Source organism: Sphingobium sp. B12D2B (assembly GCF_025961775.1).
Taxonomy (GTDB): domain Bacteria; phylum Pseudomonadota; class Alphaproteobacteria; order Sphingomonadales; family Sphingomonadaceae; genus Sphingobium.
The window spans coordinates 1857918-1873429 of record NZ_JAOQOH010000001.1 but is presented as its reverse complement, the minus strand read 5'-3'; the positions used below and the strand labels follow the sequence as shown (position 1 = coordinate 1873429).

General features: G+C 64.7%; 15 protein-coding genes. 5 read left to right on the top strand and 10 right to left on the bottom strand.

Translation table 11 applies throughout. The annotated features are described in order from the left end of the window. Positions 1-39: 39 nt before the first annotated feature. Both M2335_RS08905 and aroB read left to right on the top strand, forming a co-directional pair. Positions 40-594: a shikimate kinase gene (locus M2335_RS08905; protein ID WP_264594442.1), complete on the top strand. Its 555-nt coding sequence runs from the start codon at positions 40-42 to the stop codon at positions 592-594. Next, entirely contained in the window at positions 591-1688 is a 1098-nt protein-coding gene (gene aroB / locus M2335_RS08900) for a 3-dehydroquinate synthase (RefSeq protein ID WP_264594441.1), read from the top strand. Before M2335_RS08905 ends, aroB begins: the two co-directional genes overlap by 4 nt. A gap of 15 nt (positions 1689-1703) precedes the next feature. On the opposite strand, the gene M2335_RS08895 is transcribed toward aroB, so the two are convergent. Genes M2335_RS08895 through M2335_RS08875 form a run of 5 tightly spaced genes read right to left on the bottom strand, consistent with a single transcriptional unit; the run spans position 1704 to position 4939 of the window. Beyond that, positions 1704-2039 (bottom strand): DUF423 domain-containing protein, encoded by a 336-nt coding sequence (locus M2335_RS08895; RefSeq protein WP_264594440.1) that lies wholly within the window; start codon positions 2037-2039, stop codon positions 1704-1706. Then, positions 2036-2485: an iron-sulfur cluster assembly scaffold protein gene (locus M2335_RS08890; protein WP_264594439.1), complete on the bottom strand. Its 450-nt coding sequence runs from the start codon at positions 2483-2485 to the stop codon at positions 2036-2038. The genes M2335_RS08895 and M2335_RS08890 overlap by 4 nt, the downstream gene beginning before the upstream one ends. A 12-nt stretch (positions 2486-2497) precedes the next feature. Next, positions 2498-3073, bottom strand: coding sequence for a CvpA family protein (locus tag M2335_RS08885; protein ID WP_181559718.1), 576 nt, complete (start codon positions 3071-3073; stop codon positions 2498-2500). Between the two features lie 9 nt (positions 3074-3082). After that, positions 3083-4450 (bottom strand): DNA repair protein RadA, encoded by a 1368-nt coding sequence (gene radA / locus M2335_RS08880; protein ID WP_264594438.1) that lies wholly within the window; start codon positions 4448-4450, stop codon positions 3083-3085. A gap of 42 nt (positions 4451-4492) precedes the next feature. After that, the gene (locus M2335_RS08875) at positions 4493-4939 is read right to left on the bottom strand and encodes a host attachment family protein (protein ID WP_264594437.1); all 447 of its coding nucleotides are present in this window, start codon (positions 4937-4939) and stop codon (positions 4493-4495) included. Positions 4940-5049: 110 nt separating this feature from the next. Here M2335_RS08875 and M2335_RS08870 point away from each other — a divergent pair, with 110 nt between their 5' ends. Further along, the gene (locus tag M2335_RS08870; protein WP_181559721.1) at positions 5050-5754 is read left to right on the top strand and encodes an endonuclease/exonuclease/phosphatase family protein; all 705 of its coding nucleotides are present in this window, start codon (positions 5050-5052) and stop codon (positions 5752-5754) included. Positions 5755-5813: 59 nt separating this feature from the next. Next, complete coding sequence (locus tag M2335_RS08865) at positions 5814-8183, top strand: patatin-like protein (protein WP_264595387.1); 2370 nt, start codon at positions 5814-5816, stop codon at positions 8181-8183. A 701-nt stretch (positions 8184-8884) separates the two neighbouring features. Here the strand turns inward: M2335_RS08865 and M2335_RS08860 are convergent. The 5 genes from M2335_RS08860 to M2335_RS08840 form a co-directional block, all read right to left on the bottom strand. Beyond that, positions 8885-10153, bottom strand: coding sequence for an SAM-dependent methyltransferase (locus M2335_RS08860; RefSeq protein WP_264594436.1), 1269 nt, complete (start codon positions 10151-10153; stop codon positions 8885-8887). Between the two features lie 46 nt (positions 10154-10199). After that, positions 10200-11576, bottom strand: coding sequence for a cryptochrome/photolyase family protein (locus tag M2335_RS08855; RefSeq protein ID WP_264594435.1), 1377 nt, complete (start codon positions 11574-11576; stop codon positions 10200-10202). A 4-nt stretch (positions 11577-11580) separates the two neighbouring features. Then, positions 11581-12534 (bottom strand): metal-dependent hydrolase, encoded by a 954-nt coding sequence (locus M2335_RS08850; RefSeq protein WP_264594434.1) that lies wholly within the window; start codon positions 12532-12534, stop codon positions 11581-11583. 138 nt (positions 12535-12672) lie between these two features. Continuing rightward, positions 12673-14073 carry an adenosylhomocysteinase gene (gene ahcY / locus M2335_RS08845; protein ID WP_181559725.1) on the bottom strand — a complete coding sequence of 467 codons (1401 nt, stop codon included), beginning with the start codon at positions 14071-14073 and terminating at the stop codon, positions 12673-12675. Positions 14074-14227: 154 nt separating this feature from the next. Further along, on the bottom strand, positions 14228-14800 hold the full coding sequence (locus M2335_RS08840) for a YqgE/AlgH family protein (RefSeq protein WP_181559726.1): 573 nt from the start codon (positions 14798-14800) through the stop codon (positions 14228-14230). 209 nt (positions 14801-15009) lie between these two features. On the opposite strand from M2335_RS08840, the gene M2335_RS08835 reads away from it, so the two are divergent. Further along, entirely contained in the window at positions 15010-15492 is a 483-nt protein-coding gene (locus M2335_RS08835; RefSeq protein WP_264594433.1) for a peroxiredoxin, read from the top strand. Positions 15493-15512: the final 20 nt, after the last annotated feature.

Sequence of the window (15512 nt, the reverse complement as noted above, 5' to 3'; positions counted from 1 at the left end):
GTTGCCTCAGACGTTGGCGGCTGTATAGCCGCGCAGATCATGGGGCGAAACGATAAATATCGCGAAGAGGCCATCGCAGGGGCATCCGCAGGACCATCCATCGTCCTGGTGGGCCTGATGGGCGTGGGAAAGTCCACCATCGGCCGCCGCCTCGCAGCCCGGCTCAACCTGCCCTTTGTCGATGCCGACGACGAGATCGAGCGGGCGGCCGGGATGACAATTCAGGAAATCTTCGACACCTATGGCGAGCCGGCCTTTCGCGATGGCGAGCGGCGCGTGATCGCTCGGCTGATCGACGGCGTGCCCAAGGTTGTCGCCACCGGTGGCGGCGCTTTCGTCAATGACGAGACGCGGGCGCTGATCTTGGCGCACGCCACGGCCGTCTGGCTGGATGCCGATATCGACATTCTCGTTGACCGTGTTTCCCGGCGCGATGGCCGCCCCCTGCTCAAGGGCCGTGAGCCGCGCGAAGTGCTCAAGAGCCTCGCTGCGGCGCGCACGCCCTTTTATCAGCAAGCCCCCATCCACATCAAAAGCTCGGACTCGCCGCATGAGGCGACCATCGACAAGATCGTGAAAGCGCTCAACCCATGACCACCGTCCCCGTTTCCCTTGGCGAGCGCAGCTATGATGTCCGCATCGAAGCCGGGCTGATGGAGCGCGCGGGCGAGGCGCTGGCGCCCTTTGCCAGCAGCCGACCCTTTCTGGTCGTGACGGACGCGCATGTCGCTTCGGCTCAATGGCCCCGCCTTGCCGCCGCGCTGGAGCGGGCTGGACTGGCGGCCGAGCTGGTGACGCTTCCGGCGGGCGAATCCACCAAGAGCTGGCAGCATCTCGAAGCCCTGACCGACCGGATGATCGCCCACGGCATCGAACGGCGGGACCATGTAGTTGCACTGGGCGGCGGGGTGATCGGCGATCTGGTCGGCTTCGCGGCATCCATCGTCAAGCGCGGCTGCAACTTCGTGCAGATCCCGACGACATTGCTCTCGCAAGTGGATAGCTCGGTCGGCGGCAAGACCGCGATCAACAGCCGGGCGGGCAAGAACCTGCTGGGAGCCTTCCACCAGCCCGCGCTGGTGCTGATCGACCCAGACACGCTCGACACGCTCGGCCCACGCGAAGTGCGCGCCGGCTATGCCGAGGTGGTGAAATACGGCCTGATCGACGATGCCGAGTTCTTCGCGTGGTGCGAGGCGAACGGCACGGCGCTGATGGCTGGCGATCCGGATGCCCGCGCCCATGCCATTGCCCGCAGCGTCGCCGCCAAGGCCGCCATCGTCGCCGAGGATGAGCGCGAGACCAGCGGTCGCCGGGCGCTCCTCAACCTTGGCCACACCTTTGGCCATGCGCTTGAGGCGGAAACCGGCTTTTCGGATCGGCTGCTCCATGGCGAGGGCGTCGCGGCGGGTATGGCCCTAGCCTTTGGATACTCCGTGCGGCGCGGCGAATGCCCGCCCGAGGATGCAGAGCGGGTCGTCGCGCATCTGCGCGCGGTCGGCCTGCCCGCCTCGCTGGCGGATGCGGGTGTCTCCGCTTCTGGTGCGCGGCTCGTCGAGCATATGCTGCATGACAAGAAGATGAGCAGCGGCACCCTGCCCTTCCTGCTCGCCCGTGGTATCGGCAAGACCTATCTCGCCAAGGATGTCGATCTGGCGGACGTTGCCGCCTATCTCGACGGCGCCTGAAACAGGCAGATCGCCTCAGTCAGCGCGCGCGAGTTGCCAGGCCAACCAGAGCCATCCCAGGATCATCACCACGCCGCCAATCGGCGTGATTGCGCCGAGCCAGCGCGGGGCACCCAGCGCCATGGCGTAGAGCGTCGTGGCGAACAGCGCGCTCCCGCACAGCAGCGCCCAGGATGGACCGCTGCTGACCGGCAGGCGCAGCAACGCAAGCACCGCCACGGCATGGACAAGCTGATAGACGCCGCCGGTCCGTAACCACTCCGCCGCCTGCGGGCTGCTGGCCGCATGAGCGCCGAACGCAGACGCACCAATGGACAAGGCGGCGCTCAGCGCGGCCAGTATGCCGATCATGACGACGTCTCCCCGTGCGCATCCCCTTGCGCGCGAGCGAGGGCGGCGGCCGTCGCCTCGAATGCCAGTCGCATCGAGGGGTGCCGGGCGGGATAATCGCGACCGGCTGCGAGCAAGGCGAGATCCGGCCAGTCCGGCAGGGCATCCTGCTCCCCGGCCAGATAGCCCCGCCATGCCTCGCTCACCGACTCGATGGTTGCCCGATCAGCCCCGACAGCTTGCGCGGCGAGAATGGCCGAGGCGGCCTGCCCCAGCGCGCAAGCCTTCGCATCGACCCCGAAGGCGGTGATGCGGCCGGCCTCATCCACCTGCAGGCTGACCGAGACACGACTGCCGCAGGTCGGCGAGCGCCGCTCCTCGACGAAATCAGCCTGCTCGAGCGGCGGATAGGCGGAAACGCCGGCAGCGCGGCGCAGCACGTCCATGCTGTAGAGCGCGCTGCTCATGCGCCGGTGCATTCACTGCGCGGCATTGCTGTCCTCGCCACTCGCGTTGCTACTCTCAGCGCCATCATCCTCAAGAATACCGAGCAGGCCGCCGCGCCGGCTGTTCTCCGCCATCCAGCCGCTCATCGCCGCACCGCTCGCGCTCAGGAGCGGATAGGACCGGGACAGCCGCATCCAGTCCGGCCGATTGGTCTGCACGCCGTAGATGGCATCATAGCCGATCGTGAACAGCACGAAGGCGATGGTCGCCACCAGCAGGCCCTTGATGGCGCCGAAGCCAAGGCCCAGCGTCCGGTCGAACAGGCCGAGCAGCGAGGTCTTGGTCTTGTCGCCGATCCAGCGCGCCAGCAGCGTGCCCAGCATGAAGACGACGCCGAACACCGCGACGAATGCCAGCAGCGCCGCCACATATTCCGCCCCCACGATGGTGTCGAGCAGAGCCGTGAATGGCGCGTGGAAAAGCCGCACCGCGACGATGGCGCCAATCAGTGCAGCAAGCGACAGCGATTCGGTCACGAAACCGCGCAGGAAGCCCCGCACGGCCAAGCCACCGATGAGCAGAAGAACGGCAAAATCCAGCACGGTCATGCCGGCTGGCTAGTCCCGCCCAAGCAGATGGTCAACAAGATCGCCGAGCCGGCGGAATCCGGTCGTCGAAATGCCACTGGCCTGCGCCGCGCTGGATGCCGGCAACAAGGCACGCCCGAAGCCGAGCTTGGCAGCTTCCCGCAGGCGCAGCGCACTATGGGCGACCGGGCGCAATTCGCCGGACAGCGCAATTTCTCCGAGCATCACCGCATCATGCGGCACGGGTTTTTCGGAAAGCGCCGAGATCAGGGCGGCAGCGACAGCAAGGTCTGCGGCAGGGTCCTGCAAGCGGTAACCGCCAGCGACATTGAGATAGACCTCGCAAGTCGCGAAGCTCAAGCCGCAGCGCGCTTCGAGCACGGCCAGCACCATGGCGAGCCGGCCGCTGTCCCAGCCGACCACGGCCCGGCGCGGGGTCGCGCCGCTGGCCAGCCGCACCGTCAGCGCCTGCACTTCGACCAACACCGGCCGCGTACCTTCAAGCGCGGGGAAGACGGCCGTGCCCGCCACGCGCTCCTCGCGGTCGGTCAGGAACAGCGCCGAGGGATTGCCGACTTCCTGCAGTCCCTCCTCGACCATTGCGAACACGCCGATCTCGTCGGTGCCGCCAAAGCGATTCTTGATCGCGCGCAGGATGCGATACTGATGGCTGCGTTCGCCCTCAAAGCTCAGGACGGTGTCCACCATATGCTCCAGCACGCGCGGGCCGGCAATGGTGCCATCCTTGGTGACGTGGCCGACAAGAATGAGAGCCGTTCCACCCCGCTTAGCAAAGCGGATCAACTCCTGAGCGCTCGCCCGCACCTGGCTGACCGTGCCCGGCGCACCTTCGATCAGGTCGCTGTGCATGGTCTGGATCGAATCGATGATGAGCAGATCGGGTTCTTCCCGCTGCCCCAATGTCGTCAGAATATCCCGCACCGACGTAGCGCTGGCGAGATGCACCGGGGCATCGCCCAGCCCCAGCCGCCGGGCGCGCAGCCTGACCTGATCCGCAGCTTCCTCGCCACTCACATAAACGACATGCCGCCCGGCCTTGGCCATCCGCGCCGCAGCTTGAAGCAGCAGGGTGGACTTGCCGATGCCCGGATCGCCGCCGATCAGACTGGCGGACCCGGCCACCAGCCCGCCGCCGACTGCGCGATCGAACTCCGGCAGGCCGGTGGTCATCCGCTCGGGCAGAGCGATATCCGCGTCCAAGCCAATCAGATTGATCGCCTGCCCGCCGGCCTGAAGATCGTGCTTGGCCGAGAACGCCGTGGGCGGCGCTTCCTCGATCAGACTGTTCCATTCTCCGCAGTCATCGCACTGCCCTTGCCAGCGGGACGCCACCGCCCCGCAGGCCTGGCACACATATCGACGTTTCACTTTCGCCATGCGCCCTCTTAGCAGAACGAAGAGGGAACGCCAGAGGCGAGATCAGCTCTTCATGAGGATCTGTTCGATCTCGTCGACCGGATGGCTGGTGAGCGTCTTGCCGATTTCGCCGGCGAGCCGATCCTTGAGCGTCTTGTGATAATGGCGGCGCATCTCACCTAGGGTGATCGGCGCTGCGACAATGACGAGCTGATCAAACGATCCCTCCATGGCGCGCTTGTTGAGCAGCGCGACCGCATCCGCTGCGAAGCGGTCTTCCGCCTGCTGCTTGAAGTCGGTTTCTTCCATCGCACTGCGATCCTGGCTGTTGGGTGCCGAAGCGAAGCTGCGCCCCGGCCGATCGGTCGAAAGATCCTGATCCTGCTCGGATTTCTGCTCCACCGCCTCTTCGACCTGAAGGTTGAGAAACTCCTCGTCGCCAGTATTACGGAACAGCAGCATCTTGCTGCCATCGACCACCATCACGAGCGCGTCATGAGCAACTTTCATCATCATCCTCCAAGATTGTGATATAAGTTGAATGGCTGAGCCGGCGCGGAGTTGCCTTTTTCTTGGCCATGGGGTTGCCTTGCGGCCGATAAGGCCAAATCTACGGCGCAATGATCAAGGTCGCTTCCTACAACATCCGCAAAGCCGTCGGCACCGATCGGCGCCGTATGCCAGAGCGCATCATCGATGTGCTGAACGAGCTGGATGCCGATGTGATTGCCCTGCAGGAAGCCGACCGCCGCTTCGGCATCCGTCATGCGGTGCTGCCGGATCGCCTGCTGGAGATGCATTCGGATTATCGCGCCATCGAGTTGCCGACGCGAGTCGAGAGCATGGGCTGGCACGGCAATGCGCTTCTCGTCCGGCGCGACCAGAGTCATGCCGATGCCAGCGTGATCCATCTCCCCTGCCTGGAGCCGCGCGGCGCTGTGATGGCCTGTATCGAGATCAAGGGCATTCGCCTGCGGACGGTGGGGATGCACCTCGACCTCTCCGGCCTCTGGCGGCGGCGGCAGGCTGCGGCGGTTCAGCATCATGTCGATATGGTAGATGTCCAGCATCCCGCCGATGCGACCATCCTGATGGGCGACACCAACGAGTGGACCGCCAATCGCGGGTGCCTGCAGGATTTCTCGCGCCACTATGACATCGCGCCATGCGGCCGCAGTTTCCACGCCCGCCGCCAGATTGCGGAACTCGACCGGATCATGTGGCGGGGCGGCCTGACGCTGACCGACAGCGGCGTCCATTCCTCCGTGCTGGCCCGGCGCGCGTCCGATCATCTGCCGGTCTGGGCCACGTTCGACCTTCGCTGATTTGCGGATAATCCGTGCAACGGCTCGACAAGCCGGCCGTAGCGCGCCAATCTGCGCTCATGCGGGAGAAGGAACTGAGGCTGGCGCTGGTCTGCTATGGTGGAGTCAGCCTCGCCGTCTACATGCACGGGGTCACCAAGGAGATCTGGCATCTGGCGCAGGCCAGCCGGGATTTCCGCAGTGGTCGACCGGGCAATCTTGTTTATCAGCGCATTCTGGAGACCTGCCTTGCAGAGACCGGCCTGCGAGTGCGGATTCTGCCGGACATCATCGCCGGGGCCAGCGCGGGCGGCATCAACGGCGTGTATCTGGCGCAGGCCATAGAGAGCGGTCAGTCGCTCGACCCGCTGACCGAACTGTGGCTGCGCTGCGCCGATGTCGACATCTTGCTCGATCCGGACGCGCGCCCGCTCTCGCGCTTCACCAAATTCTGGGCCGCGCCGCTGCTCTGGCTGCTGCTGCGCCGCCGCAATGACACGGTGTCCCGCACCGTGGCGCCGGAAACGCGCTCGGAAGTGCGACGCAAGCTCTCCAACTTCATCCGGGCGCGCTGGTTCGCGCCTCCCTTCGGCGGCAAGGGGTTTACCGAGCTGCTGCTCAACGCCTTCGATGCGATGGAAAAAGCGCGCGAGACAGAGCCGGAGAAGAGCGGAGGATCGCTGCTGCCACGCGGGCATCCGTTGGACCTGTTCGTCACCGCCACGGATTTCACCGGCCATGAGGAACGGCTGCGCCTCAACAGTCCGCCGGAGATCAGCGAGACGGAGCACCGGCTCACGATAGGCTTCCATGCCCGTGGCGGGCAACCGCGCACCCTCGCCGACCCTGCCGAACTCGCGTTTGCCGCCCGCGCGACGGCCAGCTTTCCGGGCGCCTTTCCGCCGTTCACGGCTCGGGAAATGGACAAGGTGCTTGCCGACCGCAGTCGCGCTTGGCCCGGTCGCGATGCGTTTTTGCGCCGTGTGCTCCCCGGTCACAGCGCCACCGGCGATGCGGAGGATGCCGTGCTGATCGACGGATCGGTGCTGGCCAATGCGCCCTTCGCCCAAGCGATCGATGCGCTCAAGAATCGCCCGGCGCGGCGGACGGTCGACCGGCGCTTCGTGTTCATCGAGCCGACGCCGAGTGCGCCCGGCTTTCGCCTCACCTCCCCTTCCCACCACGCCCAAAATGGTGAGCGCCCTGTCCCCGGCTTCTTCCGCACGATCTTCGGCGCGGTCAGCGATATTCCGCGCGAACAGCCGATCCGGGACAATCTGGAGGCGATTGGCGCACGCTCCGGCCGCATTCACCGGATGCTGGAAATCACCGAGCGCTTGCGGCCGGACATCGAACGAACCGTGGACCAGACTGTTGGCCTCAGCCTTCTGCTCAGCCGGCCCTCGCCGCGCCGTCTGGCGCATCTGCGGGCGAAGCTGCAGCAAAAGGCTTCGCGGGCGGCGGACTTTGCCTATCCCGCTTATGGCTATCTCAAATATGCCGGCATCATCGATGACCTAGCCGATCTGCTCAGCCAACTCCGCGATGGCCCACGCACGGCCACACGCGAAAGCCTGCGGGAGCGCCTGCGAGCGCAGCTCCATGCGGCGGGCGTGGACCAGATGGATCCCGGGTCGGGCGATGGCGCAAGCGCGGCGCTCATTCTGTTCTATCGCAATCACGACATTGCGTTCCGCATCCGCCGATTGCGCTTCCTCGCCCGGCGCCTCGTCCAGCTCCGTGAGCAGGCTGTGGAAGGCGAGAGCGAGGAGGATGAGGGGAAAGGCGCCGCCCTCTCCGCCATGCAGGATATGCTCTACGAGGCCATCGGCCTTTATGCCGAACGTCAGACGCCGGCATGGTTTGGCGCGGGCACACGCGAAGCCCTGCGGCCGCACGGCGATAACCTGATGGCGTCCCTTGCGATCATCGCGGAGGCGCGGGGCTTGCGGGATCTGGACCAGCAGATCGACGCGCGCTTTGCGGCTGCGTGTGTGGCGCTCCCGGCCGAGGACCGGCGGACCTTGCTCAAGGCCTATCTCGGCTTCCCTTATTACGACATTGCGACCTTTCCGCTGCTGCAGGGAGAAGGTCTGGACGAGTACGACCCCATCAAGGTGGATCGCATATCTCCCGAAGATGCCGTGGCGATCCGCAAAGGCGGCGCACCGGCGACGCTGCGTGGCATCGAATTCAACTGCTTCGGTGCGTTCTTCAGCCGTGCCTATCGCGAAAATGATTATCTCTGGGGCCGGCTCCATGGGGCTGATCGACTGATCGACATCCTGCTCTCCACCATGCCGCCGGAAATCGCCGCCGATGACGCCCGCAAGGCGGCATGGAAGCGCGCGGCATTTGAAGCGATTCTGGATGAGGAAGAACCAAGACTGACCCTGATCCCGGGCCAGATTGAGGCCATCCGCGCCGAGATCGCGCTGATCGGCGCCTAGGCCGCGTGGGCACATTCGGTGCTTTTACGCAATGTAGGCTATCCGGCGTTGTCGTCTCGGAGCAGGCATTCAGGATACGACGACCTTGCAGACATTGAACAACCATCTGATACAGTCCTATGGATCGAATAGTGACTAAGATATGGGCGCATAACTTCGCGGCAGCTTGTGGCCTGATTTCTCTGACAGCTTGCTTTTCAGCATCAAAGCAAGATCAGAGTGCATCGGCAGAACAAAAATCTGTCATCCTTAGCATCACCGATCTAACAGGCGGCGCAATCGAGGGCGCTGCCGAATGCACGGACAAAGCAGGCAGGATGCTCATGAGGGACGAATGCTTGCCTTCGGAAAGAGCTTTGACAGACGCGGTTCTTGCCTGTGGCCCCTCGATAGCAACGATTGATGTCTCATGGACTCATGCAAGATATGTGGCGTTTCCGACCAACTGGCGGCCAGACAAACCATCGAGTCTGGAAGTCGTGCGGTGCGTGCAAAGTAAAGTAGGATTTGCATTTTCTGCTATGGTCGGCGACGGACCAAGGCCCGGCGAGAGTCCCCAAGGCGACGACACCGCATTCTTGAGCCTTCATTCACCACGGCCATGAACGTCAGCTAACCACCCCAAATCAGAGGTACAGACCTCTCGGGACTCTGTCTGAAACCGGACGCCACCTGCGCCCTGAATTTGTCCACGCCGCCGCCTAGCGCTTAATCAGCGTTACTTGCGATACGTCGATGCTCCGCCCTGCAAAACCGCCTTCGCAATACATGAGATAGTAGCGCCACATGTCCACGAACCGGGCATCGAACCGGGCAGGCAGACGACCTGCATCCACCACTGCGTCAAAGTGCGCGCGCCACTGCCGCAGCGTCCACGCATAATCGAGGCCGAAGCGCGTCTGGTCTGCCCATTCCAGCCCTTCGCGCTTGGCAAGATCGCGAAAGCGCCGCTCGGCGATCAGGCAACCGCCGGGGAAGATGTAGCGCTGGATGAAGTCGGCCCGTGCGGCATAGGCCGGGAAAATCTCGTCATCGATGCTGATATACTGGATGGCCGCGCGCCCACCGGGCTTGAGCAGCCGGGCAATGCAGCCGAGGTAAGTCGGCCAATAGCTTTCGCCGACGGCCTCCACCATCTCCACGCTGGCAATGGCATCGAACTGGCCCTCGCAATCGCGATAATCCTGCAGCAGCACATGGGCACGGTCCTGCGCGCCCAACCCCTCGATCCGCCCCTGCACGATCTGCTGCTGCTCGGTGGAGAGTGTAAGGCCGGTATAGTCGACATCGCACCGCTCCAGCACGCGCTCGGCCAATCCTCCCCAGCCGCATCCGATTTCAAGCAGTTGCCGGCCATCGTCGAGATCGATTCGCGCCAAAAGCTCATCGATCTTGCGGATCTGCGCGGCTTCTAACGCTTCCTGGGGATGCGCCGGTCGGGCGCTGGAATAAGTCAGCGTCTCGTCCAGCCACAGCCGATAGAAATCATTGCCCAGATCATAATGCTCGGCGATGTTCCGCCGCGCGCCCCGCCGGCTGTTATGCCGCCGCGCCAGCTTCCAGCGGCCCATCAGGCGCGGCAGGCCAGTCGAGCGCGCGGACTTCCCCAGCGAACGGGCGTTGGCACCAAAGAGGGCGAACAGCGCCACCGGATCGGGGCTCGACCAGTCGCCATCCGCCCAGGCGCGATACCAGCCGGTTGAGCCGGAGGCCGCCAGCCGGATCAAGGCCCGCCAGTTGGCAAGGTGCACGATCGCCGAAAAGCCCTGCTTGCGCCCGCCTAGCAAGCGCACCGATCCATCCGGCAGATGCAGTTCGAGTGATCCCCGCATCAGACCCCGGTCGACCCGCACGAGCATCGGCTCGAACAGCCGGGTCGGCAAAGCCCGCCAGAAACGCCCACCCACCTGCGCGCCGGCCCGGCGCATCATGGCGCGCTGGCGGCTGGCTTTGGGATTGTGAATGGTCATGCGCCCATATGAACGCATTCCTCACGCAAAGACAACCGGGGCCCGCTCAGCCTTTCGCGCGGGCATAGGCGGCGAGCGCCCGCTCTCGCGCGGCGCGATGCTCGATTAATTTGGCCGGATATTGCGCTGGCCTAACACCCGCGGACTCGGGATCGTGGATTGCGGCGTCCTTCACATGCGCCAGCTCCGGCACCCAGCGCCGGATATAGGCGGCCGCGTCGAACTTCTCGGACTGGGTGAGCGGCGCCATGATCCGCACGAACATGTTGGAATCGATCCCGGTGCCCGCGACCCACTGCCAGTTGACTGCATTGTTGCCATAATCGGCATCGACCAGCGTATCCCAGAACCAGCGCTCCCCTGCCCGCCAGTCAATGAGCAGATGCTTGATGAGGAAGCTCGCCGCGATCATCCGCACCCGGTTATGCATCCATCCGGTCTGCCAGAGCTGGCGCATCCCCGCATCGACAATCGGGTAGCCGGTGCAGCCCTCCTGCCAGGCCTTGAGGTCGTCCCGCGCCTCATGGCCCGAGCGCCAGGGAAAGGCATCGAACTGCGCGCGACCGTTCCGACTCCCATAATCACTTATCTGCGCGATCACATTCTGGGCATAATCACGCCAGCCCAGTTCACGCAGATAGACCTCGCTGGCGCCATCCTCCCGGTCGAGTGCGTGCCACAGTGTTGCCGGCGAAATCTCGCCGAAATGGAGATGCGGCGACAAGCGCGAGGAGCCTTCGATGGAAGGCAGATTGCGGCCTTCGTCATAGCCATCGACATGGTCGATAAAGGCATCGAGCCGATCGTGGGCGCCCGCCTCGCCAGGCGACCAATCATGCGCGAACCCGTCCGCCCAGTCGGGCGAGGTCGGCAGCAAGGCCCAGTTTTCGAGTTGATCGCTCACCGGCCATTTTTGGGGAGCAGGAACGGTATCAGGCGCCGGCACGGGCCGACCCGGCGGCATGACCTCTCGCAGCGCACGCCAGAAGGGCGTGAAGATCTTGTACGGGCCACCGCTGCCCGTGGTCAGGGCGCCCGGCGGCAGGAGATAATTGCCATCGTGCAGTATCAGTTCGTGGGAGCGCGCAACCGCCTTCTCTGCCTGGCGCCACCAGGGCTCATAATGATGCAAGGCATGGATGCGGGTGGCGCCGGTCTCCGTGGCCAACGCGGCGAGAACCGCCTCGGACTTGCCGCGGCGCAGGATCAGCCGCGAACCGCGCGCGCGAAGGGCGGCGTCAAGGCTCTCGAGACTATGATGCAGCCACCAGCGCGATGCGCCGCCCATCGCCCGGTGCCGCGCCGTCTCATCATCGAGAATATAGACCGGGATCACCTGCCCTTCCGCACACGCCTGTATGAGCGCGGCCTGATCGGCCAAGCGAAGATCCCGCCGGAACCACAAGATGCTCGCTGCCGACATCGCCCTACCGCACTGCTTGCGCAGGCACCTGCACGGAAAAGCTCGCGCTGGCGCCACGCCCCGCAAAGCGCTGGTCGGAGATCAGCAGGTCGCCATTCTCCGCCCGCTGCGCGAGGGGCATCCGCGACCAGAACAGGAACGCCCGTGCATCAGCATCCCGCTGCCGCGCGCGCTCGACGCCGGGATCGTCCATCCCGGTCGGCATCCCTTCCGCTGCGCCTGCATCGGCTTCAAGCCCGCTGGCGAGGCTGTAGGGAAAGCCGCCGAAGCGCCCGTCCCCACGCCAGAGCATTTCGCGTGACCAGGGTGCGAACGGACGCGGATTGGCGACCACCAGGTCCGGCTCGCGGCCTTGGGCGCGCAGCCATGCGGCGGCTTTCGCCTCCGCCGATCCGGTGATCAGTCCGTTGACGAAGATATAGGCGCAGGCGGCCGTCGCGATGATCCGCGCGCGCTGCATCATCGGCGCGGGCCCGGTGCGTTCGCCGCGCCGTGCCCAGAGATAGCCGCCGATCAGCAGCGCCCAGAGCCAGATATCGATGATGAACAGCGTATCGCCATGGAACCACTGGTCGCTGAACGGCGAGAGCAATCGGATGCCATAGCTGTTGAGCCAGTCGAACGCGGGGTGGCTGAGCGTCCCGATCTGCGCGACGACCCACAGCCAGACTATGTTCACCGGCGGCCGCGTCTCTGGCCGTGTCCCACGCTTCGCCTGCCACCGGTCGAATGCGACCATGATCGCGGTGAGGATCAATGGCAGCACGATCATCGCGATCGGGCCGTGCGTCAGCCCGCGTCGCAGTGCCAGCGCCTGTGTCCCCAGCAGCGTACAGGTCGCGTCGATATCCGGGATGTTCGCCGCGATGATAATCGTCGGCATGGCAAGGCCGGAGGTGCGCTTGAGCCCGATCTGGCCCAGCACGGCGCCCACCATGCTGTGTGTGAGATTATCCATGCCCCCTGTCTTCACGACCCCACCGCTGCAGGTCAAGTTGCCCGAGAGGGCGGGAACGGATCAGGGGCGCGACCGGGATCACGAAAAAAGGCGCGGACTTAGCCCGCGCCTTCTCACGTCTTCTCAGCCTTATGCGGCTTAGTAGCGGTAGTGATCCGGTTTGAACGGACCCTCGGGCGTCACGCCGATGTAAGCGGCCTGCTTGTCGGTCAGCTTGGAGAGCTTCACGCCCAGCTTCTCGAGGTGAAGCGCTGCGACCTTCTCATCGAGATGCTTGGGCAGAACATAGACCTCGTTCTTATAGGCATCGCTCTTGGTCCACAGCTCGATCTGCGCCAGCACCTGGTTGGTGAAGCTAGAGGACATGACGAAGCTCGGGTGGCCGGTCGCGCAGCCCAGGTTCACCAGACGGCCCTTGGCGAGCATGATGATCTTCTTGCCATCGGGGAACTCGACCTCGTCGACCTGCGGCTTGATCTCGGTCCACTTCATGTTGCTGAGCGCCGCGATCTGGATCTCGCTGTCGAAGTGGCCGATGTTGCAGACGATGGCCATGTTCTTCATCGCGCGCATGTGGTCGAGCGTGATGATGTCTTCATTGCCCGTCGCCGTCACGAAGATGTCGGCACGGGTGGCCGCTTCTTCCATGGTCACGACTTCATAGCCTTCCATCGCCGCCTGCAGGGCGCAGATCGGGTCGATCTCGGTCACCAGCACACGGGCGCCGCCATTGCGGAGCGAGGCAGCCGAGCCCTTGCCGACATCGCCGAAGCCGGCGACGCACGCGACCTTGCCGGCCAGCATCACGTCCGTGGCGCGACGGATGGCATCGACCAGCGATTCCTTGCAGCCATAGAGATTGTCGAACTTGGACTTGGTGACGCTATCGTTCACGTTGATCGCCGGGAAGGGCAGTTTGCCCTTCTTGGCCAGCTCGTAGAGCCGGTGGACGCCGGTGGTCGTCTCTTCGGACACGCCCTTGATCGCCGCGACGGTCTTGGTGAGATAGCCGGGACGCTCGGCGAGGAAGCGCTTGAGGGTTGCGACGAAGATCGTCTCTTCCTCGTTGGACGGCGCGAACAGCTCTTCACCGGCCTCGACACGGGCGCCCCACAGCGCGAACATTGTGGCGTCGCCGCCATCGTCCAGGATCATGTTGCAGGTCGTGTCCTGACCCCAATCGAAGATCTTGATGACATAATCCCAATATTCCTCGAGCGTCTCGCCCTTGATGGCGAACACGGGGATGCCCCGCTCGGCGATCGCGGCGGCGGCATGGTCCTGGGTCGAGAAGATGTTGCAGGTGGCCCAGCGCAACTCTGCGCCCAGCTCAGCCAGCGTCTCGATGAGCACAGCGGTCTGGATCGTCATGTGCAGCGAGCCGGTGATCCGCGCGCCCTTGAGCGGCTTGGATGCGCCGAATTCCTCGCGCAGCGCCATCAGGCCCGGCATTTCGGTCTCGGCGATCTCGATCTCCTTGCGGCCGAAGCCAGCGAGGGAGATGTCCTTTACGATATAGTCCTGGGCCACGGTCGCCACTGATGATTCTCCTGATTGCCTGAGCCGGGGCCGCTACGCACGCCACCGGCAACACCGCGGCGCCTTACCAAGGCTGTCGCCCCGTCGCAAATATAAAGATATCTTTATGTGATTGGGGTCGGGCGAGAGGGATGAAGGAAACCAGCCTGCCGCGTCAGGCGTGCCCCATATTGCCGGTCAGCATCGCGGGATCGATGCCTTCGAGCGAAAACGCACCGGCCCAGCGGTTCTCTGGCGCCATCGAGAACAGCCGATAAGGCTGCGCCTTGCTGAGATACCAGCCCGGCGCGGCCAGCTCCGTTTCCAGCTGTCCCGCGCTCCACCCGGCATAGCCCAAGGCGACCAGCCAGCGCGCCGGCCCGCCGCCCGAAGCAACGGCGTGCAGCACCTCCATCGACCCGGTGAGCGCAATCTCGTCATCAATGGGGTGGCTGTCCGCCGTCATCCAGTCCCGACTGTGCAGCACAAAGCCGCGGCGCGGTTCGACGGGTCCGCCTTGCAGCACCGGCTCATCGCCGACCGACTGCGCGTCGATGCTCAATGACCCAAGCAGAGCGTGCAGCCCCATGCCCTCCATCGGCTCGTGCAGCGCGATGCCCAGGGCGCCGCCCTCGTCATGCACGCACAGGAGAATGACTGCGCGCTCGAACCGCGCGTCCGGCATATCCGGCATGGCCAGCAACAATTTGCCGGCGAGGGAGAGTCTCGGTTGCGCGGGCGCGCTCATGCGATGGGCCTCCTGATCGCGACCATGCCTTGTTGGGGACAATGCGTCCACCCCGCAGGCGCTTGACCCGTCCGGCTGAGCGGCCATCGTACCGCAGAGCCGCCCGGCCCCGCACAGCATCGACCTTGACAGGCGCAAGCCGAACCCCGACTTGCTCGCTACGCGCTGGTTCACCAGCCGAGCCCTTTCCCCCAGAACAGGAGACACCGATGACGATCAAAGTTGGCGACACGCTGCCCGAAACGACCTTCGTCAAGATGACCGAAAACGGCCCCGAACCGGTTGACAGCAAGAATTATTTTGCTGGCCGCAAGGTCGCGCTCTTCTCCGTTCCGGGCGCCTTCACGCCCACCTGCTCGGCCAAGCACCTGCCGGGCTATATCGAGAAGGAAAGCGAATTGAAGGCCAAGGGCGTCGACGAGATCGCCTGCACCGCCGTCAACGATCCGTTCGTCATGGGCGCGTGGGGCAAGGCCTCGTCGGCTGATGGCAAGGTGACGATGCTCGCAGATGGCAATGGCAGCTTCGCCGAAGCCGTCGGCCTCACCATGGACGGCAGCAAGTTCGGTCTCGGCACGCGCGGCCAGCGCTTCTCGATGCTGGTCAATGATGGCGTGGTCGAGCAGCTCCATGTCGAAGCGCCGGGCGAATTCCGCGTCTCCAGCGCAGATTTCATGCTCGAGCAGCTCTAAGACCATTGCGAGCGGGGCGG

Excerpts from the sequence above, each read along its gene's own strand:
- M2335_RS08905 (WP_264594442.1), top strand. The coding sequence starts at position 40 with ATGGGGCGAAACGATAAATATCGCGAAGAGGCCATCGCAGGGGCATCC.
- aroB (WP_264594441.1), top strand. The coding sequence starts at position 591 with ATGACCACCGTCCCCGTTTCCCTTGGCGAGCGCAGCTATGATGTCCGC.
- M2335_RS08895 (WP_264594440.1), bottom strand. The coding sequence starts at position 2,039 with ATGATCGGCATACTGGCCGCGCTGAGCGCCGCCTTGTCCATTGGTGCG.
- M2335_RS08890 (WP_264594439.1), bottom strand. The coding sequence starts at position 2,485 with ATGAGCAGCGCGCTCTACAGCATGGACGTGCTGCGCCGCGCTGCCGGC.
- M2335_RS08885 (WP_181559718.1), bottom strand. The coding sequence starts at position 3,073 with ATGACCGTGCTGGATTTTGCCGTTCTTCTGCTCATCGGTGGCTTGGCC.
- radA (WP_264594438.1), bottom strand. The coding sequence starts at position 4,450 with ATGGCGAAAGTGAAACGTCGATATGTGTGCCAGGCCTGCGGGGCGGTG.
- M2335_RS08875 (WP_264594437.1), bottom strand. The coding sequence starts at position 4,939 with ATGAAAGTTGCTCATGACGCGCTCGTGATGGTGGTCGATGGCAGCAAG.
- M2335_RS08870 (WP_181559721.1), top strand. The coding sequence starts at position 5,050 with ATGATCAAGGTCGCTTCCTACAACATCCGCAAAGCCGTCGGCACCGAT.
- M2335_RS08865 (WP_264595387.1), top strand. The coding sequence starts at position 5,814 with ATGCGGGAGAAGGAACTGAGGCTGGCGCTGGTCTGCTATGGTGGAGTC.
- M2335_RS08860 (WP_264594436.1), bottom strand. The coding sequence starts at position 10,153 with ATGACCATTCACAATCCCAAAGCCAGCCGCCAGCGCGCCATGATGCGC.
- M2335_RS08855 (WP_264594435.1), bottom strand. The coding sequence starts at position 11,576 with ATGTCGGCAGCGAGCATCTTGTGGTTCCGGCGGGATCTTCGCTTGGCC.
- M2335_RS08850 (WP_264594434.1), bottom strand. The coding sequence starts at position 12,534 with ATGGATAATCTCACACACAGCATGGTGGGCGCCGTGCTGGGCCAGATC.
- M2335_RS08840 (WP_181559726.1), bottom strand. The coding sequence starts at position 14,800 with ATGAGCGCGCCCGCGCAACCGAGACTCTCCCTCGCCGGCAAATTGTTG.
- M2335_RS08835 (WP_264594433.1), top strand. The coding sequence starts at position 15,010 with ATGACGATCAAAGTTGGCGACACGCTGCCCGAAACGACCTTCGTCAAG.